The following is a 20,771-nucleotide window of genomic DNA, read 5'->3' on the forward strand; positions in this document are numbered from 1 at the left end:
GCCCCCGGGTCGGGGCTGCTGGCCTGGCTGGCCTGGGCGGTGGGAGAAGGTCATCTCCTGCGGACTCCCTCAGGGTCGAGCGGCGCGGGCGTCTGCGAATCTGCCCCCAGTGCCCGCCACGGCGACGGCGGGACACGCCGACGCGTCACTCTCCGGAGGAGGCTTTACGCACGCCTTTACCGGAACCTTGTGACAAGGGGCCGATTCGGGGAACGGCACGGCGAACGCCCATTCGGCCCCGGCGTCCCCGGAGTCCCCTGGATCGCGGGATGTGCCGGGTCAGCCCAGGACGGTGTCCAGATAGTCGTTGGCGAACATCCGTCCCGGGTCGAGCAGGTCACGAAGCCGCAGGAAGTCCGCGAAACGCGGGTAGACCGTGGACAGGTACGCCGCGTCACGGGTGTGGAGCTTGCCCCAGTGCGGACGGCCACCGAGCCGGACCATGATCTCCTCGACGCCCTCGAAGTAGTTCGGGTTCGGCGTCGGCCGGTAGACGTGACAGGCGACGTAGGCCGAGTCGCGGCCGTAGGCGGTGGACAGCCAGGCGTCGCTCGGCGGGGTGACCCGCACCTCGATGGGGAAGGTGATCCGCCAGCCCCGCCGTTCGATCAGGTCGCGGGTCTCCCTGAGGGCCTGGGCGAGGTGTTCGCGCGGGACGGCGTACTCCATCTCCAGGAAGCGCACCCGCCGTACGGTCGCGAAGACCTTGTAGGAGGTGTCCACGCGCTCGGAGGCCGACAGCGCCGAGGCGGACAGGGCGTTGATGCCGGGGATGGCGGCGGGCAGGCGGGCGCCGACCCCGCACAGCGCGCCGAAGACCGTGTTCTCCAGGAAGACGTCGTCGAGCCAGTGCCGCAGGGCGCTCTGCGGCCTGGCCGGTCCCGGATGGCGGTTGTTGCGCTTGGTCAGGCAGGTGTCGGTGTGCGGCAGCCAGAAGAAGTCCAGGTGCTCGTTGTCCGCGGTGATCGTGTCGAGCGTGTCGAGGATCTCGCTCAGCCGCATCGGCCTCCTGACGCTGTGCAGCAGGAACGACGGCTCGACCGCGAAGGTCAGCGCGGTCACCACGCCGAGCGCGCCCAGGCCGACCCTGGCGGCGTCGAAGAGGTCCCGCTCGGTGATCCCGTCGCGGATTTCCGCGGTGCCGTCGCGGGAGACGGTGACGCTCTCGCCGTCGGCGAGCACCAGGTCCAGCGCGATCACCTGGTCGGCCAGGCCGGCGATCCTGCCCCCGGTCCCATGGGTTCCCGTCTGTACGGCTCCCGCCAGGGTCTGGGCGGTGATGTCCCCCATGTTCGCCAGCGCCAGGCCCCTGCGGGCGAGTTCCTCGTTGAGCGCGCTGAGCGGGGTCCCCGCCGCCGCCCGCACCCAGCCGTCGCCGGTCTCCAGGACGCCGGTCAGTCTCTCGGGCCGCAGGAGCAGGCCGTCGGTCAGCGCGACGCCGGTGAAGGAGTGCCCGGTGCCGACCATGCGCACCCGCCGCCCTGTCTCGGCCGCCCGCCGTACGGCCAGGGCGACCTCCTCGGCGGAGGAGGGCGTGTGGACCTCGGCGGGGACGGCGGACTGGTTGCCCGCCCAGTTGCGGAAGGCGGCGGGGGGTCGGCTCATGGTCGCTCCTCGGCCGGGGGCGTCGCGAGGCGTGCCCGGTTCACGCCGCGGGCACGGGTCCCTGTCCGTCCCGCCGGAGAACATGAACCTTACTCATGACTACTGCTGGAGACCAGGGGAGCGGGGGTGCGCAGCCAGGCCGAGCCGCCGATGCCGACGACCACGGCCAGCAGGGCGCAGCCCAGCGGGAAGATGTAGGCGTTCGAGGCGCCGTAGAGGTCGGTGAGCCGTCCCGCCGCCCACGAGCCGAGCGCGACGCCGAAGCCGATCGCGGTGGACAGCCACGCCATGCCCTCGGTCAGCAGACGGGCCGGGACCAGCCGCTCGATCAGCGAGTATCCCGTGATGAGCGTCGGGGAGACGGCGATCCCGGCGAGGAACATGAACGGGGCCATCACCCCGACGTGGTCGATCAGGGCGAAGGGGGAGACGCCGAGGGCGAAGATCCCGAGGGTGGTGACGAACCGGCTGCGCAGCGAGGACTTCCAGCGCCGCGCGCCGTACCAGAGGCCGGACAGCAGGCTGCCCGAGGCGATGACGGAGAGCAGCAGACCGGCGGCGGCCTTGGCGCCGTGCTCCTCGGCGAAGGCGACCGTGATCAGGTCGACCGAGCCGAAGACCGAGCCGACCGCCAGGAACACGCACGACAGCAGCGCGACGCCGGGGATGGTGATCGGGCTGCCCGAGCGTTCGCCCCCGGTGACGATCGGGGGCTCGGTGCCGCGCTGCATGGCGAAGGCGATGGTGCCGATCACCGTGGAGACCAGGGCGACGACCAGTCCGGCGTACGGGCTGACCATGGTGGCCAGGGCGGTCACCAGCGCGGGACCGGCCACGAAGATGACCTCGTCCGCGATCGACTCGAACGAGAAGGCGATGTGCAGGTCGTCGGAGCCGCCGAGCAGGTGGGACCAGCGGGCCCGCACGAGCGAGCCGAGCGACAGGGCGCTGCCACCCGCCAGGGCGCCGGTGACGAACAGGGTCCACGCGGGCGCGCCGAACGCGCCGCAGATCATCAGGCTCGTCAGCGCGACACCGTGTGTCAGCACCAGGGGGACGGCTATCCTCGCCTGGCCGTACCTGTCCACCAGGCGGCCCGTCAGGGGACCGGCGATGGCGAAGGCGACGCTGACGGTGGCCGCGACCGCGCCCGCCATCCCGTAGGAGTCGGTGAGGGCCTCGACGAGGAGGACGATGCCGATGCCGAGCATCGACATGGGCATCCGCCCGAAGAAGCCCGCGATGACGAACCCCTTCACGCCGGGCCTGTTGAACAACTTCCTGTACGGCCCGACCACGAATGCCCCTCTCACACGTTCTCGCGGTCGATGGTATCGACCGTTTCTATCCAAACCATCACTTGGCACCCCATTCTTCGCGCACATGGGCGAATCAGGGACGCTTGGGCTAACGTGAGAGCAGTGTCACATCATCCCAGGTTGGGGGTATTGGTCGCGATACTCGCCGTGACCGCCCTCGCGGTCACCGCCGGTGCGGTGTTCGTCGTCCTGCGCCCCTCCGAGACCCCGGCACAGGCCCGTACGGTCGCCCCCGACCAGCGGCGGGACATGACCGTGGGTGATCTGGCCAGGCTCGCCCCGCAGGCCGACCTCAGTCAGGCGAGCCCGCCGCCGGTCAGCCCGACCCCGGTGGTCGCGGCGACCGGGGGACCCGGGATCACCCTCACCCCGCCCCGGCTCTTCGTGGTCTCCCCGTCCACGCTTCCCGAACGCGTCAAACAGGACATCGCCCGGCTCGGGCACGTCCAGAAGGTGGACTCCTTCGACGGGGGAGCGGTGCGGCTCTCCGGCGCCACGCTCAACCTGCTCGCGGTCGAACCTGCCCGCTTCCGCGCCTGGGCGCCCAGGGCCGTCGCCGACCAGCCCAGGGTCTGGGAGGCGCTGAACAGGGGAGAGCTCGTCGCCGACAGCGCCGCGACCGGACGGCTCGGGCTGGTTCTCGGCGCGAGATACCAGGTGGACGCGGGCCCGGTGCTGCGGGTCGCCGCCTCCGCCTCCTTTGGCCTGCTCGGCGTCGACGGCCTGGTCAGCGCCGAGACGGGACGGCGGCTCGGCCTGCTGCCCGGGGTCGCGCTGCTGGTCAACGGCCCGGAGAAGGAGGTCGCCGCGATGGAGGCCGGGGTGCGTAAGGCGCTCGGCCCCGGTGCCCAGGTGGTGGTCGTCGGCGGGAGCCGTACGGTCAGGACCAGGACGGCGAAGGCGCGGACCGAGCAGGTGAAGGAGCGGGCGGCGACCAGGGCGACGGTCGGGCGGCCGGGCAGCTACCTGGAGCTCTACCGCAAGGCCGCCGCCGTCTGCCCCGGCCTGTCGTGGACGGTGCTCGCGGCCATCGGCCAGGTGGAGAGCTCACACGGGCGCAACAACGGTCCTTCGTCGGCGGGGGCGCTCGGTCCCATGCAGTTCATGCCCGCCACCTGGAAGGTCTACGGCGTGGACGGGGACGGAGACGGCGTCGCCGACATCTGGAGCCCCTACGACGCCGTGCCCGGCGCGGCCAACTACCTGTGCGCCAACGGCGCCGGCCAGGGCGGCAGGAAGCTGGAGAAGGCCGTGTGGTTCTACAACCACTCCTGGGCCTACGTCAACAAGGTCCTGTCCACCGCCCAGGCCTACGCCCGCGCCTACCCGTGACGGCGGGGCGGGGCCGGACAGCAGGTCGCCGCGCACGGGACCGGCTCAGGCTCGGCGAGCAGCTCGCCGACCATCGCGACGAACCGGGGGTGGACGCCCACGGTCGCGGCCCTGGCCAGCGGGAGCCCCAGCGCGGCGGCCGTCTGGGCGGCCTCGACGTCGAGGTCGTAGACGACCTCCATGTGGTCGGAGACGAAGCCGATCGGCACCAGGACGACAGCCGGGGCGTCGATCTTCGGCAGGTGGTCGCAGACGTCGGGCTCAAGCCACGGCACGTGCGCCGGGCCGCTGCGGCTCTGCCAGACCAGGTCCCACTCCCGGTCCCCGCCGAGCCCCGCGACGACCGCGGCGGCGGCCTGGCGAAGCTGCGCCTCGTACTGCCCGCCGCCGGGCCCTGCCGTCCTGGCCATCGAGACCGGGACGCTGTGCGCGGTGAAGACCAGGCGCGCGGCGTCCCTGTGCTCGGCGGGCAGCCGGTCGAGGGCCTGGCGCGTGTGGTCGACCATCGCCCCGACGAACCCCGGGTGGTCGAAGTAGTGCCTGAGCTTGACGACCTCGGGAGCGCCCTCGACCGCGGCCCTGGCCAGGGCGATGTCGTCGAGATACTGCCTGCACGCCGAGTAGGAGCCGTAGGCGGAGGTGACGAAGGCGGCGGCCCTGCGCACACCGTCGGCGGCCATCCGGCGCAGCGTGTCCTCAAGATAGGGGTGCCAGTTGCGGTTGCCCCAGTAGACCGGCACGTCGACGGTCGGCTCGACGGCGGCGATCAGGTCGCGGCACTGCTGGTTGATCGGGCTGCGCCCGCCGAAGCGATGGTAGTGCGCCTCGACCTCAAGCAGCCGCTCACGCGGGACGCCCCGGCCCCGCACCACGTTCTCCAGGAACGGCATGACGTCGCCGGGCTTCTCCGGCCCTCCGAACGAGACGACGAGCAGCGCGTCGTAAGTCCCCATGACACTCATCAAACCGCATGCGGGGCAGTCCTCCCGCATCATCACGCCGGGGGGTGCCGAGTGGTATGGAAAGTGGCCTTCGCCAATGGTGATCGAGGAAGAAGGGCAGGGTAGGTTCCAAGCGTGACCCCATTTAGCGACATCCGCGATTATGTCGGCGTCCCGCGGGTGGTTTCCCTGCGGCTCTCCCCCGACGGAACTCGCCTGGTGAGCGTGGTCCAGGCACTCAACCCCGACGGAAAGTCCTATGGCACGGCCCTTTGGGAAATTCCCACGGATGGGCGTGAGCCGTACCGGTTGACCCGGTCGGTGAAGGGTGAGACAGGAGCGGAGTTCACGGCGGAGGGCGATCTGCTTTTCTGTTCCCGCCGCCCCGACCCGACGGTCAAGGAGGCCGAGGAGGAGGTCTCCGCGCTCTGGCTGCTGCCCCGCGCCGGAGGCGAGGCACGGCAGATCGCCTCACGGCCCGGTGGGGTGACGGGGATCGTCACCGCGGGCGGGCACGTGGTCTTCGGCTCCGACGTGCTGCCCGGTGACGAGGCGACCGAGGCGGAGCGGCGCAGGACGCGCAAGGACAACGGGGTGAGCGCGATCCTGCACGAGGACCCGCTGGTCCGTCACTGGGACCACGACCTCGGGCCCGGTGAGGTCAGGCTGTTCGCCGGGGCCCTCGGGCAGGAGCGGCTGACCGGGATCAGGGACCTCACCCCGCAGCCGGGCAAGGGCCTGGCCTTCGCCTCGTGGGACCTCACGCCGGACGGCGCGACCGTCGTGACGAGCTGGACGGTCCACCTGCCCGGCGGGGAGTTCGGCTTCCACCTGGCGGCGATCGACGTGGCGGACGGCACCCGGAGGATCCTCGCCGAGCAGGACGGTCACGACTTCGAAGGCCCGGTCGTCTCCCCCGACGGGCGGCTGGTCGCGTGCGTGCGCTCCAGGCAGGGAACGGGAGAGGTGGCCACCGAGACGGTCCTGTGGATCGTCGACCTGGCCACGGGGGAGGGGCACGTCGCGGGTCACGTCGGCGACCACGACCTGTGGCCGGTGGACTTCGTGTGGGCGCCCGACTCCCGCTCGCTCTACCTGGCCGCCGACCACCTGGGGCGCCGCCCGATCTTCCGCGTCCCCGCCGACGGTTCCGAGCCGGTACGGCTGACCGCCGACGACGGCGCCTACCTGTCGCTGCAGGCCGCGCCCGACGGCTCGGTCTACGCGCTGCGCGGCGCCGTGGACAGCCCGCCGACCCCGGTGCACGTCACCGCGGACGGCACGGTCGAGACGCTGCCCTCTCCCACCCCTCGCCTCGACCTGCCCGGCACCCTGACCGAGGTCAGCGTGACCGCCGACGACGGCCAGACCGTCAGGGCCTGGCTGGTGCTGCCCGAGGGCGCCTCCGCGCAGAGCCCGGCGCCGCTGCTGCTGTGGATACACGGCGGCCCGGTGGCGACCTGGAACGACTGGTCGTGGCGGTGGAACCCGTGGATCATGGCGCAGAACGGCTACGCGGTGCTGCTGCCCGACCCGTGCCTGTCCACCGGGTACGGCGCGCGGATGATCCAGCGGGGCTGGGCCAACTGGGGGCCGCGCACCCACGCCGACCTGATGGCGATCACCGACGCCGCGCTCGAACTGCCCGAGCTCGACGCGTCGAGGACCGCCGCGATGGGCGGCTCGTTCGGCGGTTACATGGCCAACTGGATCGCCGGGCACACCGACAGGTTCAGGGCGATCGTCACCCACGCCTCCCTGTGGCACCTTGAGCAGTTCACCGGCACGAGCGACGCCTCGATGTACTTCCAGCGCGAGTTCGGGCTCCCGGGCGGGCGGATGTACCGGGAGTTGTCACCGCACCTGTTCCTGGAGCGGATCTCCACCCCCGTGCTGGTCGTCCACGGCGACAAGGACTACCGGGTGCCGGTCGGCGAGGGGCTTCGCCTGTGGTGGGACCTGCGGCGCACCGGGGTCGAGTCGAAGTTCCTCTACTTCCCCGACGAGAACCACTGGGTGCTCAAACCGGGCAACGCCGTGGTCTGGTACGAGACCGTCCTCGCCTTCCTCGCCCAGCACGTCCTGGGCAGGGAGTGGAAGCGGCCGGAGTCGCTGTCATGACGGACGTGCGTCTCCTCGGCAGGCTCGCCGAGGAGATCTCCCGGGAGGCGGGGGAGATGCTCCTGGCCAAACGGCCCGCCAGACCCGAGATCCTGGCGACCAAGTCCAGCCCGACGGACGTGGTGACCGCCCTCGACCGGGCCGCCGAAGAGCTGATCCGCGACCGGATCAGGCGGGCCAGGCCGTACGACGCGATCCTGGGTGAGGAGGGCGGCGCGACCGGTGAGGGCCGGGTCCGCTGGATCGTCGATCCGATCGACGGAACCGTCAACTTCCTGTACGGCCTGCCCGAGTGGGCCGTCAGCGTGGCCGTCGAGGTGGACGGCGAGGTCGTCGCAGGGGTGGTCAACGTCGTGCCGAGGGGTGAGGTGTTCACCGCGGTCAGGGGCGGGGGCGCCTGGCTGGCGGGGGAGCGGCTGCGCTGCACCGTCGGCGTGCCGCTCGACCGGGCGCTGATCGCCACCGGTTTCGGCTACGGGGCGGGACGGCGCGCGGTCCAGGCGCGGGTGCTCGCCCACGTGCTGCCGCGCGTGCGTGACATCCGCAGGGGAGGCTCGGCGGCCTCGGACCTCTGCTCGGTCGCGGCCGGGCGGGTGGACGGCTACTACGAGCGCGGTCCGCAGTACTGGGACCACGCGGCGGGCGGACTCGTCGCCGTCGAGGCGGGGGCCAGGATCGGCGGCCTCGCGGGCAGACCGCCGAACCCGGACCTGACGATCTGCGCGGCGCCCGGCCTGTTCGAGGAGTTGCACGACCTGCTAGCGCCGCTGGACCCGGAACGCGACGACCCGTGAACGGACGCGGGCACGGGCAGGCCCCCCGGGCAGGGGCACCGGAGGGCCTGTTCGCTCAGCGCTGGACGGGAACGACGCCGTTGTCCGTTGCCAGACGGCGGAGATCCTCGATCTCGGCGGTGAAGGTGTCGGCGAGGTAGTGGTCGCCCGCGGACCTGGCTTCCTGCAGGTTCTTGTAAGCCTGGTCGAGGCGGTGTTCGATCGTGGTGGTGAACTCGCCCATCTCACCTTCTTTCTCACGGGGGCTGAAGGATAGGGCTGGCGGGGGACTGGGTGTGAGCTCTACCCATGGCGATGGCCTGGTTAAACCTATATGTGTCTTACATCACGGATTGTTCGTACGGTGAGACCGGCCTTACCCCCGTCTTACGCGGGGTATGGCGACAATGAACAGTCGTTGCCGCGGGTTTCGCGGATCTTTCACGGGAGGTAGCAGAGGTCGTGCGCGTGCTTGTGGTTGAGGACGAGCGGGTGCTCGCCGACGCGATCGCGACGGGGCTCCGGCGTGAGGCCATGGCCGTCGACGTCGCCTACGACGGCGCGGGCGCGCTCGAAAGGACCGGCTACGTCGACTACGACGTAATTGTCCTGGACCGCGACCTGCCCAAGGTCCACGGCGACGAGGTCTGCCGCCGCCTGGTCGCCGACAGGACGGCCTCGCGGATCCTGATGCTCACCGCCTCCGGTGACGTCGACGACAGGGTCGAGGGGCTGGGACTCGGCGCCGACGACTATCTCGCCAAGCCGTTCGCCTTCGTCGAGCTGGTCGCGCGGGTGCGGGCGCTCGGCCGCCGCTCGGCCCCGGCGCTGCCTCCCGTGTTGGAGCGCTCCGGAGTCCGTCTCGACCCGGGCAAGAGGCTGGTCACCAGGGACGGCGAGGAGATCGCGCTCACCAAGAAGGAGTTCGCGGTCCTTGAGGAGCTGATGCGCGCCGAGGGCGCGGTCGTCAGCCAGGAGGACCTGCTCGACAAGGCCTGGGACGAGAACATCGACCCGTTCACCAACGTGGTGCGCGTGACCATGATGACCCTCAGGAAGAAGCTGGGTGAGCCTCAGGTGATCGAGACGGTACCCGGGGTCGGGTACAAGCTGTGAGCGGCGGCGAGGGCGCGGGAGAGGGCCGGTTCGCGGGCGGACCTGCCGACGAGGCCGGACAGGGGGTGCCGACCCACCCCATGATCAGTCCGCACTCCGAGCGCGGCCGCCAGGCGACCGTCTCACCGGTCCGCCTCCAGGCGCCCCCGCCGACCGGCCCGCCCGCCTGGGACGGGCCGCCCCCGCCCGGTGGCACCTCGCTCTCGCCGACCCCGCTCGAACGGCTGCACTCGACGGTCAGCAGGATCAGCATCCGCTGGCGCCTCACCATCACCTACGGTGTGCTGTTCTTCATCGCCGGGGTCCTGCTGCTGTTCGTCATCTACATGATGGTCGGCTGGGCGATCGAGTCGGCGTGGCCGACGGCGGTCACCGACGACATGCCCAGCGACGTCGCGGCCCAGATCCAGCAGTGGTGGAACTCGAACCTGCACCTGGCGGTGACCGGGGCGCGCAAGGCCCTGCTGACCCGCTCCGTGCCCGCCCTGGCCGGGGTCGGCATCCTGGCGATCATCATCGGCTATCTCGCCGCCGACCGCGCGCTCAGGCCGATCCAGCAGATGACCACGACCGCGCGCAGGCTCTCCGACAGCACCCTCGCCCACGAGCGGATCGGCCTCGAAGGCCCCGACGACGAGCTCAAGGAGCTGGCCGACACCTTCGACGCCATGCTGACCAGGCTCAACGTGGCCTTCGACACCCAGCGGAGGTTCGTGGCCAACGCCTCGCACGAGCTGCGCACCCCGCTGACCATCAACCGGACCGTCCTGGAGATCGCGCTGGGCGATCCGCAGGCCTCCGAGGACCTCAAGGCGCTTGGCCGTACGCTGCTTGAGGTCAACGCGCGCAACGAGCGGCTCATCGAGGGGCTGCTGCTGCTGGCGCGCAGCGAGCGCGAGCTGAGCGTGCGCAAGCCGGTCGACGTGAAGGACGTCGCGGAGACCGCCGTCGAGCAGCTCCTGCCGCGCGCCAAGGAGGCCGGGGTCGTCGTGACCACCGAGCTGCGCGGCGCCGAGACGGTCGGCGACCCGGTGCTCCTCGAACGATGCGTCTCCAACCTGGTCGAGAACGCCATCAAGCACAACCTCCCCGACAGGGGACGCGTGTGGGTCCGCACGGGAATGGTCGAGGGGGCCCTCGTCGTTCAGGTGGCCAACACGGGGCCGCACGTGCCCGCCTACGAGGTGAACAGCCTGTTCGAGCCGTTCCGCAGGCTCAACGCCGAGCGGGTCGACTCCTCCAAGGGAGCGGGGCTCGGGCTGTCCATCGTCCGCGCGGTCGTGCGTGCTCACGGGGGTAACGTGGCCGCCGTTCCCAGGGACGGGGGAGGTCTCGTGGTGACGGTGAGACTTCAGTCGCGCTGATGCGGCGGGGGGCGTCTCGTTCACGCCGTACATGTGGTTGGATGTGCCGTCGAACACGGTGGTGCATGCCGCCAATGTTGTGGTTTACGCCATATTTGGCTAACCACGCCCATTGGCGGGAGGTCCCTCACGTGTGGGGAGGTTCACCGACCATTCCGACGGGGTACCGAAGCAGGAATCTATCTGGCGGATCGGGCACAAGTTGAGCCTCTCGAACGTTACACACGCGCGAACGAGCGCGAACGGACCACAAGCGCGGACAGATAGATAGATGAGGGGGATGGAGCAGACCGATGGCTACCGACTACGACAGCCCACGCAAGACTGACGACGACCTCGGTGAGGACAGTCTTCAGGAACTGCAGGCCCGCCGTACGGACAAGTCCTCGGGCAGTATCGACATCGACGAGACCGACCTCGCCGAGTCGCTTGAGCTGCCGGGCGCGGACCTGTCCAACGAGGAGCTCTCACTGAGGGTGATTCCTCGTCAGGCGGACGAGTTCACCTGCGCGCGGTGCTTCCTCGTGCACCACCGCAGTCAGCTCGCCACCGAGAGGAACGGCCAGCAGATTTGCAAGGAGTGCGCGGCCTGACGATATTCCGACGGCCGTCCGAGGTTGTCCTTCCCACGGTGGGCAGGACTCCGGGACAGCCTTGAGGAGGTTCCGCGACATGACGTCAGAGAACAAACAGACCGGTGCAGAGCCGGGCGACTCCACGGCCGGGGAGTCGACCGGCGCACCCGTGAACAAGGACCACGAGACGGACGGATCCCCCGAGCCCGCGAAGACACCGGAGGTCACGGCCGAGGGGGCCGTCGACCGCGAGGTGGCCGAACTCGTCGGCAGGCTCACCGAGCAGGAGGGGCTGGCGGGCCCCGAACGGCGGCGACTGCTCGGCCGCCTGACCACACTCCTGGCCAGGGGGTCGAGGAGGGCGAAGGACACGGGAGTCGGCCGTGGCCGCTGGCTGGCCGAGGTGTTCACCGCGGTCGCCCCCCGCATCCCCATCCGTGATCTCGCCACCCTCTCCGAGCACCATCACGGCCTGGCCTCCGAGGCCCTGGCCGACGACCTCGTGCGGACGGCCGCCAAGGCGACCATGACGGTCGGCGCCATCGGCGGTGCCCTGGCCGCGGCCGAGTTCGCCGCCCCGCCCCTGCTGCTGTCCGCCCCCGCGCAGCTCGTCGCCGAGACCCTGGTGGTCGCCGCGATCGAGGTCAAGCTTCTCGCCGAGCTCCACGAGGTCTACGGCATACAGGTGCCGGGCACCGGGACGCAGCGCGCCATGGTCTTCGTGACCGCCTGGTCCAAACAGCGCGGCGTCGATCCCCTGTCTCCCGCCACGGTCAGCATCGCGCTCGGCGCGGCCGCGAAGGCGGGGCTGCGCAACAGGCTGCTGCGCACCCTCGGCCGTCACCTGACCACCCTCGGCCCCTTCCTCACGGGCGCCGTCGCAGGTGGGGCCCTCAACCGCGCCGCCACCCGGAGACTCGCCGAGGCGGTCAGGGCTGATCTAAGAATTAATCGGGCGCTTCCACCCGGTAAGTCATAGAAACGCCTGAATTGGGTAGTTGTTAGGAGTAGTCCGACTACCTGGAGGATTTTGTGCAGGGCCGCAGCTCGTTTCTGATCGTCGCAAACCGCCTCCCCGTCGACCGTGTGGGTGACGACATGTGGCGGCGTAGCCCCGGCGGCCTGGTCACCGCGATCGCTCCCGTCCTTCAGCGACGTGAGGGCGCGTGGATCGGCTGGCACGGCGCCCCCGGCGAGTATCTCGACCCCTTCGAACACGACGGCATGCACCTCATCCCCGTGCCGCTGTCGGAGTCGGAGGTCGAGCTCTACTACGAGGGCTTCTCTAACGCCACCCTGTGGCCCCTCTACCACGACGTGGTGGCTACCCCGGTCTACTCCCGCGTCATGTGGGAGGCCTACCGGGCGGTCAACGAGCGCTTCGCCAGGGCCGCCGCCGAGGAGGCGGCGGAGAACGCGGTCGTGTGGATCCAGGACTACCAGCTCCAGCTGGTTCCCGCCCTGCTCCGCAGACTCCGTCCTGACCTGCGCATCGGGTTCTTCCTGCACATCCCGTTCCCGCCGGTCGAGCTGTTCTCCCAGCTCCCCTGGCGAAGGGAGATCGTCGAGGGGCTCCTCGGCGCCGACCTGGTCGGCTTCCAGCGCCCCGGTGGCGCCTCGAACTTCATCCGCCTGTGCCGCAGGCTGCTCGGCCTGCAGCACCACAAGAACGAGATCTACGTCGAGGACCGGGTGGTGCGGGCCGCGGCCTTCCCCATCTCCGTCGACTTCGGGGAACTCGACTCGCTGGTGCGCGAGCCGCACATCATCGAGCGGGCCAAGGAGATCCGCTCCGAGCTGGGCGACCCCGAGTGCCTGCTGCTCGGCGTGGACCGGCTCGACTACACCAAGGGAATCGGCCAGCGCCTGAAGGCCTTCGGCGAACTGCTGTCCGAGGGCTCGATCAAGCCGGGGGAGGCGGCCTTCGTGCAGATCGCCACCCCGAGCCGCGAGCGGGTCGAGGAGTACATGCGCCTGCGCGACTCCATCGAGCTCCAGGTCGGCCGGATCAACGGCGAACAGGGCGAACTCGGCCAGCAGCCCGTGCAGTACATGCACCAGTCCTACGGCAGGGAGGAGCTGGCCTCGCTCTACCTGGCCGCGGACGTCATGGTGGTGACCCCGCTGCGTGACGGTATGAACCTCGTCGCCAAGGAATACATCGCCTGCCGCAACGACCTGCGCGGAGCCCTGGTGCTCAGCGAGTTCGCCGGGGCCGCCGACGAGCTGAGACAGGCGTTCATGGTCAACCCCTACGACGTGGACGGCCTCAAACGGATGATGCTCGCCGCGATGCGGGCCACGCCGCACGACCTGTCACGCCGGATGCGCTCGCTGCGCAGAAGGGTCGCGACCTACGACGTGGACCGCTGGGCCAAGGAGTTCCTCGCCTCACTCGAATCCTGACCCCGGGACGTCTCATCCCCGCGGGAGTCCCGCGGGGATGAGACGCGGCGTCAGACCGAGATCTCCTTCGCCGTCTCCCGTACGGACTTCCACGCGTCGTAGCGCTTCCTGGCGGTGCGGGCGACCACGATCTGCGCCACCTGCATGCCGACCCCCATCACCACGGCGTAGCCGATCGCCTCACCAAGACTGATGTCCAGCGACTCGTTGTCCGCGGGGGGCTTCTTGCCCGTCGTCTTCTCCCAGGCGAAGCCGATGACCTTCCGCGCGGCCCAGGCGGTCGCCAGCCCCGCGAGGCCGCCGATGACCCGCCACGCCAGATCCTGCTTCTCGGACTTGTCGGCCATGTGGCCTCCTCCCCGCTTTCGCTCTCCCAATTCTCGCGTCGTTCTCGCGTCGCGCGAGAATTCCCGCCTCGAACAAGAACACTAGTCTCCTCCGTCACCCGGGCACGTGACGCCATACCATAGGGAGGCATGACACCACAGCGACCGCGCTATGCGCCCATGCCCGAGAAACCCTCTCTCGACGGGCTGGAAGCCGTATGGTCGGGCCGCTGGGAGGCCGAGGGCACCTACCGTTTCGACAGAACGCGCACCCGCCCCGAGATCTACTCCATCGACACCCCGCCGCCGACCGTCTCCGGCTCCCTGCACGTCGGGCACGTCTTCTCCTACACCCACACCGACACGATCGCCCGCTTCCAGCGCATGCGCGGGCGGGAGGTCTTCTATCCCATGGGGTGGGACGACAACGGCCTGCCTACCGAGCGCAGGGTGCAGAACCACTTCGGGGTGCGCTGCGATCCCTCCGTCCCCTACGACCCGGCCTTCCAGCCCCCGGCCAAGCCGGACGCCAAGCGCCAGATCCCCATCTCCCGCGGCAACTTCATCGAGCTGTGCGAACGGCTCACCATCGAGGACGAGAAGGTCTTCGAGGAGCTGTGGCGCAGGCTCGGCCTGTCGGTCGACTGGTCGCTGACCTACGCGACCGTCGACGGCCTGGCCCGCGCCGCCTCCCAGCGCGCCTTCCTGCGCAACCTGGCCCGCGGCGAGGCCTACCTCTCCCAGGCTCCCACCCTGTGGGACGTGACGTTCCGTACGGCAGTCGCCCAGGCCGAGCTTGAGGACAGGCCGTGGCCCGGCGCCTTCCACCGCGTCGCCTTCACCCCCACCCAGGGAACGGGCGAACGCGTCTGGATCGAGACGACCAGGCCCGAGCTGCTGCCCGCCTGCGTCGCGCTGGTCGCCCACCCCGACGACGAGCGCTACCGCCCGCTGTTCGGCACCACGGTCACCACGCCGCTGTTCGGCGTCGAGGTGCCGGTGCTCGCCCACCGCCTCGCGGAGCCGGACAAGGGCTCGGGCATCGCCATGATCTGCACCTTCGGCGACGTCACCGACGTCGTCTGGTGGCGTGAGCTCGACCTGCCGACCCGCGCCGTCCTCGGCAGGGACGGCAGGCTGCTGCCCGACGCGCCGCCCGGCGTGCCCGCGCAGCCGTACGGCGAGCTGGCGGGAAAGACCGTGCACGGCGCCCGCGAGCGGATCGTCGAGCTGCTGCGCGCCGGTGGCGACCTGGACGGCGAGCCCCGGAAGGTCACCCGCCCGGTGAAGTTCTACGAGAAGGGCGACCGCCCCCTGGAGATCGTCACCACCCGGCAGTGGTACATCCGCAACGGAGGCCGGGACCGGGAGCTCAGGAAGGCGCTGCTCGCCCGGGGCGCCGAGCTGTCCTGGCACCCGCCGCACATGAAGGTCCGCTACGACAACTGGGTCGAGGGCCTGTCCGGCGACTGGCTGATCTCCCGGCAGCGCTTCTTCGGCGTGCCGATCCCGCTGTGGTACCCGCTGGACGAGACGGGGGAGCCCGACCTCTCCTCGCCGATCGCCCCCGACGAGTCGGCGCTGCCGATGGACCCCGCCTCCGACGTGCCGCCCGGCTACACCGAGGACCAGCGCGGCAGGCCCGGCGGCTTCGTCGGCGACCCGGACGTCATGGACACCTGGGCGACCTCCTCGCTCACCCCGCAGATCGCGGGCGGCTGGGGCCGCGACGAGGACCTGTTCTCGCGGGTCTTCCCGATGGACCTGCGCCCCCAGGCCCACGAGATCATCCGCACCTGGCTGTTCTCGACCGTGGTCAGGGCGCACCTGGAGGAGGGCACCCTGCCCTGGCGCGACGTCGCGATCTCCGGGTGGATCCTCGACCCCGACCGCAAGAAGATGTCCAAGTCGGCGGGGAACGTGGTCACCCCGCTCGGCCTGCTCGAACAGTACGGCTCCGACGCCGTCCGCTACTGGGCCGCCTGCGGGCGTCCCGGCACGGACACCACCTTCGACACCGGCCAGATCAAGATCGGCCGCAGGCTGGCAATCAAGATCCTGAACGCCTCCCGGTTCGTGCTGGGGCTCGGCGAGGACGGCGCCGAGACCGGCGAGGTCACCGAGCCGATCGACCTGTCGATGCTGGCCAGGCTCGCCGAGGTGGTCGAGGAGGCCACGCGCGCCTTCGAGGACTACGACTACGCCCGCGCCCTCGAAAGGACCGAACGGTTCTTCTGGGAGTTCTGCGACGACTACCTGGAGCTGGTCAAGGTCAGGGCCTACGGGGAGGGCCCGGAGGCCGCCTCCGCGCACGCCGCGCTGCGCCGGGCGCTGGACGTCATGCTCAGGCTGTTCGCCCCCTTCCTGCCCTTCGTCACCGAGGAGGTCTGGTCCTGGTGGCGCGAGGGCTCGGTGCACCGCGCCCCCTGGCCGACGCCGTACGGCCTGGCCGAGCGGGCGGAGAAGAAGGACCTGCTCCCCACGGTGGCCGAGGTCCTCGGCCACGTCAGGAAGGCCAAGTCCGACGCCAGGCTGTCGATGCGCGCCGAGGTCGCCCGGCTGACCGTCACCGGAGGACCGGCCGCTCTGGTGCGTCAGGCGCAGGACGACCTGTGCGCCGCGGGCGCCGTCGAGGAGTTCGTGCTCAGGGAGAGCGAGGGAGACCTGCTGGTCGAGGTCGCCCTCGCCTGAGGGGTGTTCCCTTTCCGTGCGGCGGATGGAAACAGCTGATTCGCTGCTGAGGCGGATCGGTGTCTGTTAGCGTCGCGGCGTTGGATACCGCCGGGCGGGCGGGAACGGGGCCGTAAGGCTCGAAAGCCTGTGGAGACCTGGTAAGACCGTTTCGGCGGCGCGGGTCGGTGAAGCAGGAAGCCACAGGGGTGCCGCGTCAGCGGTGCGGACTGAATCTTCGGTTCACGTCGGAGAGCGCGTCAACTCGACGACAGGGTGATCGCCCGGCCGCCCGAGGAGCGCTGATCCACACGCCGTGGGGCCCGCCGGGGCCCCACGGTCTCCTTGCGGTCTTCGGGCCGCCGCTTTACGTGTCGGGCCGATAACCATGCGCGTCACAGGCCGTGGCATGACAGTCTGGAAGCGTGATCTCCGATCGGGAACGCCTGACGAACCTCGTGCCCCGCATTCTGCTGCGGGTGGCGACCTGGTGCCTGTGCCTGATCATCATCGGCTGGGCGGTCTTCTACTTCGCGCAGTTCATCGCGACGTTGCACATCGTGGTGCTGCCGCTGGCCGTCGCGTTACTGCTGACGGCGCTGCTGTTCCCGATGACGCGCAGGCTCAGATCGGTCGGCATCCGGCCCATATACGCCACCTGGATCACGATGCTGGTGGCCTTCGGGGTGCTGGGCGGCACGGGCTGGTTCATCGGCCTGCGGGCCAACGACGAGTTCCCCGGCCTGGTCAACCAGGTGCGCGAGACCTCCAAGACCGTCGAGCAGTGGCTCTACACCGGCCCCCTGCACCTGCAGCCCAACCAGCTGACCTCCTGGATCGACGAGATCACCGCCCAGATCACCGCGCAGCGCAACCAGATCACCCAGACCGTGCTCACCGGCGCCACGGTCGCCTTCGAGGTGCTCGCCTCCCTCGTGCTGCTGATGTTCGTCACCTTCTTCCTGCTCAAGGACGGCGACCGCATCTGGACCTGGTTCCTGAAGGGCTTCGGCTCCGCGGCTCCCCGGGTGGACAGGGCGGGCCGTACGGCCTGGGTGACCCTGTCGCACTACGTGCAGGGCACCGTGGCGGTCGCCGCCGTGCACGGCGTGATCATGGGCATCGTGCTCGCCGGGATGGGCGTCCCGCTCTGGGCGCCACTCGCCGTGATGATCTTCCTGGCCAGCTTCATCCCGATCGTCGGCATCTTCTTCGCCGGAGGCGTCGCCACCCTGGTCACCCTGGGGGCGAAGGGCCCGATCTACGCGCTGATCTTCCTCGGCGTCCTGATCGTCGAGCAGCAGTTGGAGAACCACGTCCTGCAGCCGCTGATCGTCGGCAGGGCGCTGAGCTTCCACCCGCTGGCGATCATCCTGGTGCTGGCCGTCGGCGGCATCCTGGCGGGCATCGCCGGGGCGGCGGTCGCGGTCCCGGTCGCCGCCGTCATCTATCGGGCGATCCCCGAGCTCATGGCCGATCCACCGATCGCCCTGCCTCCGGCGCCGGAGCACCCGCCACCCGGGGACGAGCCAGCGGACGCCGGGACGGCGACGCAGGAGCCGGACTCCGCCGTGGATGAGGAGTCCGCCCAGCACAGGGGGTAACGTTCTCCTCCGTGACCCGTTCCACCCCGTGCCCGGTTCCCGCACGCGGCGGCCCGCTTTTCCCGGTGTGCGCCCGGCGCGCTTCCGATGCGGCTCCGAAGGCGTACGGTGAGGCTGAGGGACGTCGCGGCCGTCGGTACGGCCCGGCCGCCACGCGTGCCGTCGCGTCCCGCATCGGCGAAGACGCCGGCGCGCCCCCGGAAGAGCACGCCGGTGAGAACAGGGAGCGCTCCGCCCGCGCCGAAGGCCGGGCGGCGACCGACGAGCACCACGATGACGAGGGGAACCCGTGACCGGCAAAGTCGAGGTGTTGATCCACCGGCTCGACACCGACCTGCCCATGCCTTCGTACGCCCACCCCGGTGACGCGGGAGCCGATCTGCGCGCCGTCGAGGACGTCGAGCTGCTCCCGGGAGAGCGGGCCACGGTCGGCACCGGCGTGGCGATCGCCCTGCCCGACGGATACGCCGCGTTCGTCCATCCGCGCTCGGGCCTGGCCGCCCGGCACGGCGTGACGCTCGTGAACGCGCCCGGCACCGTGGACGCGGGCTACCGGGGCGAGATCAGGGTGACCCTGATCAACACCGACACCAAGGAGGCCGTACGGCTGCGCAGGGGAGACCGCATCGCGCAGCTCGTCGTCCAGCGGGTGGAGAAGGCGGTGTTCTACGAGGTGGACCGGCTGCCCGGCTCGGCGCGGGGCGCCGACGGGTTCGGGTCCACCGGACGCTGATGCGGGACGGGGCCCGGATGGCGAGCCTCCAGTGAACGTTCGAGGAGCGTGAGGAAAGTGTTCAGAAGGAGCCGTCGCGAGGAGCCCCCGGCCCTCGCAGAGGAAGTCGAGCAGACCGAGGAGCGCGGCGAGGAGCCGCGGACGCGGCCCTCGGGGCCGTGGGACTCGGCCGAGCCGTACCCGGAGCGGGAGAGGGTTGACCTCGGCGGGCTGCGCCTGCCGGTCGACTCCGGCTTCGAGGTGCAGCTCAACCTGGCCGGTGAGCAGATCGTCGGCGCGGTCGTCATGGTCGAGGACAGCGCCCTGCAGGTGCACGCGTTCGCCGCGCCCAGGCGCAGCGGGATCTGGGACGAGGTCCGTTCCGACCTCGCCGAGGGCGTGCGCTCCGCGGGCGGCACGGTCGAGCAGCGCGAGGGGCCGTTCGGGCCCGAGCTGGCCGCGCGCATCCCCGCCGAGGGGGCGAACGAGCCCCAGCCGGTGCGCTACATCGGCGTCGACGGGCCGCGCTGGTTCCTGCGCGCGGTGATCAGCGGCCGCGCCGTGGTCGACGAGGACGTCGCCGCGATCCTGGAGGGGGTCGTCCGCGACATCGTCGTGGTCCGCGGTGACGAGCCGATGGCCCCGAAGGAGTCGATCGAGCTGCGGCTTCCTCCCGAGGCCAGGCAGGCCGCGGAACGGCAGGAGGCCGACCCCGAGGTGCCCGACCTCAACCCCTTCGAACGCGGTCCCGAGATCGCCGAACTCCGCTGACATGAGGGATCGCGTACGCTGATTCAACACGTATGCGAAGGAGAGGTCGTGGGTTCTCAGGAACCGCATAAACAGCGCGGATTTCGGGGCTTCTTCCGTCGCCTGACGACGAGCCAGGCGGAGCTGGAGGCCGACGAGCTCCAGCAGGACCTCGATCGCCACGGCGCGACACCGATCGTCTCGTGTGGCGGGCGACGCAGATTCTGCGTAACCGGTACGCTACGTACGGTCACGTTGCGCCCCCGGGGTGGCGCGCCCGCCCTTGAGGCGGAGCTCTACGACGGCTCCGACGTGATCGACCTGGTCTGGCTCGGTCGCAGGAAGATCGCGGGCATCGAGCCGGGCAGAATGGTGCTCGCCGAGGGGCTGGTCAGCCTCCAGGACGGGCGCAAGGTGATGTTCAATCCCAAGTACGAGCTGCGCCCGGCGGGCGGTGCGTGAGTGAAGACGACCACGGAGCGGTGAGCGAGAAGATGAGCACCACCGAGGAGAACGCGGCGCACGTCACCGTCGAGGCGGCGATGCGCGGGCAACTCGCCAAGGCCTTCGGCGGCGTGCGGGGCACCATCGAGGCCGCCGTGCCCACGATCGTCTTCACGGTGATGTGGATCACCATCTCCGACCTGAGGACGTCGCTGATCGTCAGCGTCGCCACCTCGGTGGTCCTGCTGGTGGTGCGCGTGCTGCAGCGCTCGACGCCGCAGTTCGTGCTCAACAGCCTGTTCGGCATCGCCATCGGCGCGTTCTTCGCCTCCCGGACGGGTGAGGCGAAGGACGTCTTCCTGCCCGGCATCCTCTACAACGCGGGCTACGCGGTGGCGATGCTGATCTCGATCGTGGTCCGCTGGCCGGTGGTCGGCTTCCTGATCGGATCCGTCACCGGCGACCCGACCGCCTGGCGCTCCGACCCGGCCGTGGTGCGGCTGTGCTCCAAGCTGACCTGGCTGCTGATGATCCCCTGCGTGGTCCGGGTGGCCGTGCAGCTGCCCGTCTACCTCATCGGGGGGAACGACGCGGTCGCCGAGCTCGGCATCCTGAAGATCGTGATGGGCTGGCCGCTGCAGGTCGCGGGCCTGGCCGCCATGGTGTGGCTGCTGACGAAGGGCAGGACCCCGGTCAGACCCGCCTCCCCGTGA

19 protein-coding genes are annotated in these 20,771 nt (G+C 70.5%); 14 read left to right on the forward strand and 5 right to left on the reverse strand.

Features of this window, described 5'->3' with window-relative positions; genetic code table 11:
• Positions 1-279: 279 nt before the first annotated feature.
• Together FHS44_RS17235 and FHS44_RS17240 are read right to left on the reverse strand one after the other, a co-directional pair.
• Positions 280-1,605, reverse strand: a complete 1,326-nt coding sequence (locus FHS44_RS17235) for a D-arabinono-1,4-lactone oxidase (protein ID WP_184715794.1) — start codon at positions 1,603-1,605, stop codon at positions 280-282.
• An 89-nt stretch (positions 1,606-1,694) separates the two neighbouring features.
• Positions 1,695-2,903, reverse strand: coding sequence for an MFS transporter (locus tag FHS44_RS17240; RefSeq protein ID WP_184715796.1), 1,209 nt, complete (start codon positions 2,901-2,903; stop codon positions 1,695-1,697).
• A 150-nt stretch (positions 2,904-3,053) separates the two neighbouring features.
• On the opposite strand from FHS44_RS17240, the gene FHS44_RS17245 reads away from it, so the two are divergent.
• Positions 3,054-4,256, forward strand: coding sequence for a lytic transglycosylase domain-containing protein (locus FHS44_RS17245; RefSeq protein ID WP_246435610.1), 1,203 nt, complete (start codon positions 3,054-3,056; stop codon positions 4,254-4,256).
• On the opposite strand, the gene FHS44_RS17250 is transcribed toward FHS44_RS17245, so the two are convergent.
• On the reverse strand, positions 4,247-5,209 hold the full coding sequence (locus FHS44_RS17250; protein WP_184715800.1) for a ferrochelatase: 963 nt from the start codon (positions 5,207-5,209) through the stop codon (positions 4,247-4,249). The two genes, FHS44_RS17245 and FHS44_RS17250, sit on opposite strands and share 10 nt — an antisense overlap.
• A gap of 123 nt (positions 5,210-5,332) precedes the next feature.
• Between FHS44_RS17250 and FHS44_RS17255 the strand changes: the two genes are divergently transcribed.
• Together FHS44_RS17255 and FHS44_RS17260 are read left to right on the forward strand one after the other, a co-directional pair.
• Positions 5,333-7,318 carry a S9 family peptidase gene (locus FHS44_RS17255; protein ID WP_184715802.1) on the forward strand — a complete coding sequence of 662 codons (1,986 nt, stop codon included), beginning with the start codon at positions 5,333-5,335 and terminating at the stop codon, positions 7,316-7,318.
• Positions 7,315-8,112, forward strand: a complete 798-nt coding sequence (locus tag FHS44_RS17260) for an inositol monophosphatase family protein (protein ID WP_184715804.1) — start codon at positions 7,315-7,317, stop codon at positions 8,110-8,112. Before FHS44_RS17255 ends, FHS44_RS17260 begins: the two co-directional genes overlap by 4 nt.
• A 55-nt stretch (positions 8,113-8,167) precedes the next feature.
• Here the strand turns inward: FHS44_RS17260 and FHS44_RS17265 are convergent, their stop codons facing one another.
• Positions 8,168-8,335, reverse strand: a complete 168-nt coding sequence (locus tag FHS44_RS17265) for a hypothetical protein (RefSeq protein ID WP_184715807.1) — start codon at positions 8,333-8,335, stop codon at positions 8,168-8,170.
• Positions 8,336-8,553: 218 nt separating this feature from the next.
• Between FHS44_RS17265 and FHS44_RS17270 the strand changes: the two genes are divergently transcribed.
• From FHS44_RS17270 to FHS44_RS17290, 5 genes are all read left to right on the forward strand, one after another.
• A complete protein-coding gene (locus FHS44_RS17270) occupies positions 8,554-9,207 on the forward strand; it encodes a response regulator transcription factor (protein WP_184715809.1) in 654 nt (217 codons plus the stop codon).
• A gap of 80 nt (positions 9,208-9,287) precedes the next feature.
• Positions 9,288-10,571 carry a sensor histidine kinase gene (locus FHS44_RS17275; RefSeq protein ID WP_184716604.1) on the forward strand — a complete coding sequence of 428 codons (1,284 nt, stop codon included), beginning with the start codon at positions 9,288-9,290 and terminating at the stop codon, positions 10,569-10,571.
• A 293-nt stretch (positions 10,572-10,864) separates the two neighbouring features.
• The gene (locus tag FHS44_RS17280; protein ID WP_184715811.1) at positions 10,865-11,164 is read left to right on the forward strand and encodes a DUF4193 domain-containing protein; all 300 of its coding nucleotides are present in this window, start codon (positions 10,865-10,867) and stop codon (positions 11,162-11,164) included.
• Between the two features lie 79 nt (positions 11,165-11,243).
• Entirely contained in the window at positions 11,244-12,125 is an 882-nt protein-coding gene (locus FHS44_RS17285) for a hypothetical protein (RefSeq protein WP_184715813.1), read from the forward strand.
• A 53-nt stretch (positions 12,126-12,178) separates the two neighbouring features.
• Complete coding sequence (locus FHS44_RS17290) at positions 12,179-13,552, forward strand: alpha,alpha-trehalose-phosphate synthase (UDP-forming) (RefSeq protein ID WP_184715815.1); 1,374 nt, start codon at positions 12,179-12,181, stop codon at positions 13,550-13,552.
• A 50-nt stretch (positions 13,553-13,602) separates the two neighbouring features.
• On the opposite strand, the gene FHS44_RS17295 is transcribed toward FHS44_RS17290, so the two are convergent.
• Positions 13,603-13,899: a DUF4235 domain-containing protein gene (locus FHS44_RS17295; protein WP_184715817.1), complete on the reverse strand. Its 297-nt coding sequence runs from the start codon at positions 13,897-13,899 to the stop codon at positions 13,603-13,605.
• A gap of 129 nt (positions 13,900-14,028) precedes the next feature.
• Between FHS44_RS17295 and valS the strand changes: the two genes are divergently transcribed.
• The 6 genes from valS to FHS44_RS17325 all read left to right on the forward strand — a co-directional run bounded on the left by valS (position 14,029) and on the right by FHS44_RS17325 (position 20,771).
• Positions 14,029-16,569, forward strand: coding sequence for a valine--tRNA ligase (gene valS / locus FHS44_RS17300; protein ID WP_184715819.1), 2,541 nt, complete (start codon positions 14,029-14,031; stop codon positions 16,567-16,569).
• 404 nt (positions 16,570-16,973) lie between these two features.
• Positions 16,974-18,152 (forward strand): AI-2E family transporter, encoded by a 1,179-nt coding sequence (locus tag FHS44_RS17305; RefSeq protein WP_184715821.1) that lies wholly within the window; start codon positions 16,974-16,976, stop codon positions 18,150-18,152.
• A gap of 289 nt (positions 18,153-18,441) precedes the next feature.
• Positions 18,442-18,885 carry a dUTP diphosphatase gene (gene dut, locus FHS44_RS17310; RefSeq protein WP_184715823.1) on the forward strand — a complete coding sequence of 148 codons (444 nt, stop codon included), beginning with the start codon at positions 18,442-18,444 and terminating at the stop codon, positions 18,883-18,885.
• A 57-nt stretch (positions 18,886-18,942) separates the two neighbouring features.
• Entirely contained in the window at positions 18,943-19,635 is a 693-nt protein-coding gene (locus FHS44_RS17315; RefSeq protein ID WP_184715825.1) for a DUF3710 domain-containing protein, read from the forward strand.
• Between the two features lie 48 nt (positions 19,636-19,683).
• Entirely contained in the window at positions 19,684-20,076 is a 393-nt protein-coding gene (locus FHS44_RS17320) for an OB-fold nucleic acid binding domain-containing protein (protein ID WP_184715827.1), read from the forward strand.
• A 32-nt stretch (positions 20,077-20,108) separates the two neighbouring features.
• Positions 20,109-20,771, forward strand: coding sequence for a DUF3159 domain-containing protein (locus tag FHS44_RS17325; RefSeq protein ID WP_184716607.1), 663 nt, complete (start codon positions 20,109-20,111; stop codon positions 20,769-20,771).

Source organism: Streptosporangium saharense (assembly GCF_014203715.1).
GTDB lineage: Bacteria > Actinomycetota > Actinomycetes > Streptosporangiales > Streptosporangiaceae > Streptosporangium > Streptosporangium saharense.

Bases quoted from the DNA above. Each gene is read 5' to 3' on its own strand.
- FHS44_RS17295 (WP_184715817.1), bottom strand. From the start codon at position 13,899: ATGGCCGACAAGTCCGAGAAGCAGGATCTGGCGTGGCGGGTCATCGGC.
- FHS44_RS17235 (WP_184715794.1), bottom strand. From the start codon at position 1,605: ATGAGCCGACCCCCCGCCGCCTTCCGCAACTGGGCGGGCAACCAGTCC.
- FHS44_RS17325 (WP_184716607.1), top strand. From the start codon at position 20,109: ATGAGCACCACCGAGGAGAACGCGGCGCACGTCACCGTCGAGGCGGCG.
- FHS44_RS17275 (WP_184716604.1), top strand. From the start codon at position 9,288: ATGATCAGTCCGCACTCCGAGCGCGGCCGCCAGGCGACCGTCTCACCG.
- valS (WP_184715819.1), top strand. From the start codon at position 14,029: ATGACACCACAGCGACCGCGCTATGCGCCCATGCCCGAGAAACCCTCT.
- FHS44_RS17285 (WP_184715813.1), top strand. From the start codon at position 11,244: ATGACGTCAGAGAACAAACAGACCGGTGCAGAGCCGGGCGACTCCACG.
- FHS44_RS17265 (WP_184715807.1), bottom strand. From the start codon at position 8,335: ATGGGCGAGTTCACCACCACGATCGAACACCGCCTCGACCAGGCTTAC.
- FHS44_RS17280 (WP_184715811.1), top strand. From the start codon at position 10,865: ATGGCTACCGACTACGACAGCCCACGCAAGACTGACGACGACCTCGGT.
- FHS44_RS17260 (WP_184715804.1), top strand. From the start codon at position 7,315: ATGACGGACGTGCGTCTCCTCGGCAGGCTCGCCGAGGAGATCTCCCGG.
- FHS44_RS17250 (WP_184715800.1), bottom strand. From the start codon at position 5,209: ATGGGGACTTACGACGCGCTGCTCGTCGTCTCGTTCGGAGGGCCGGAG.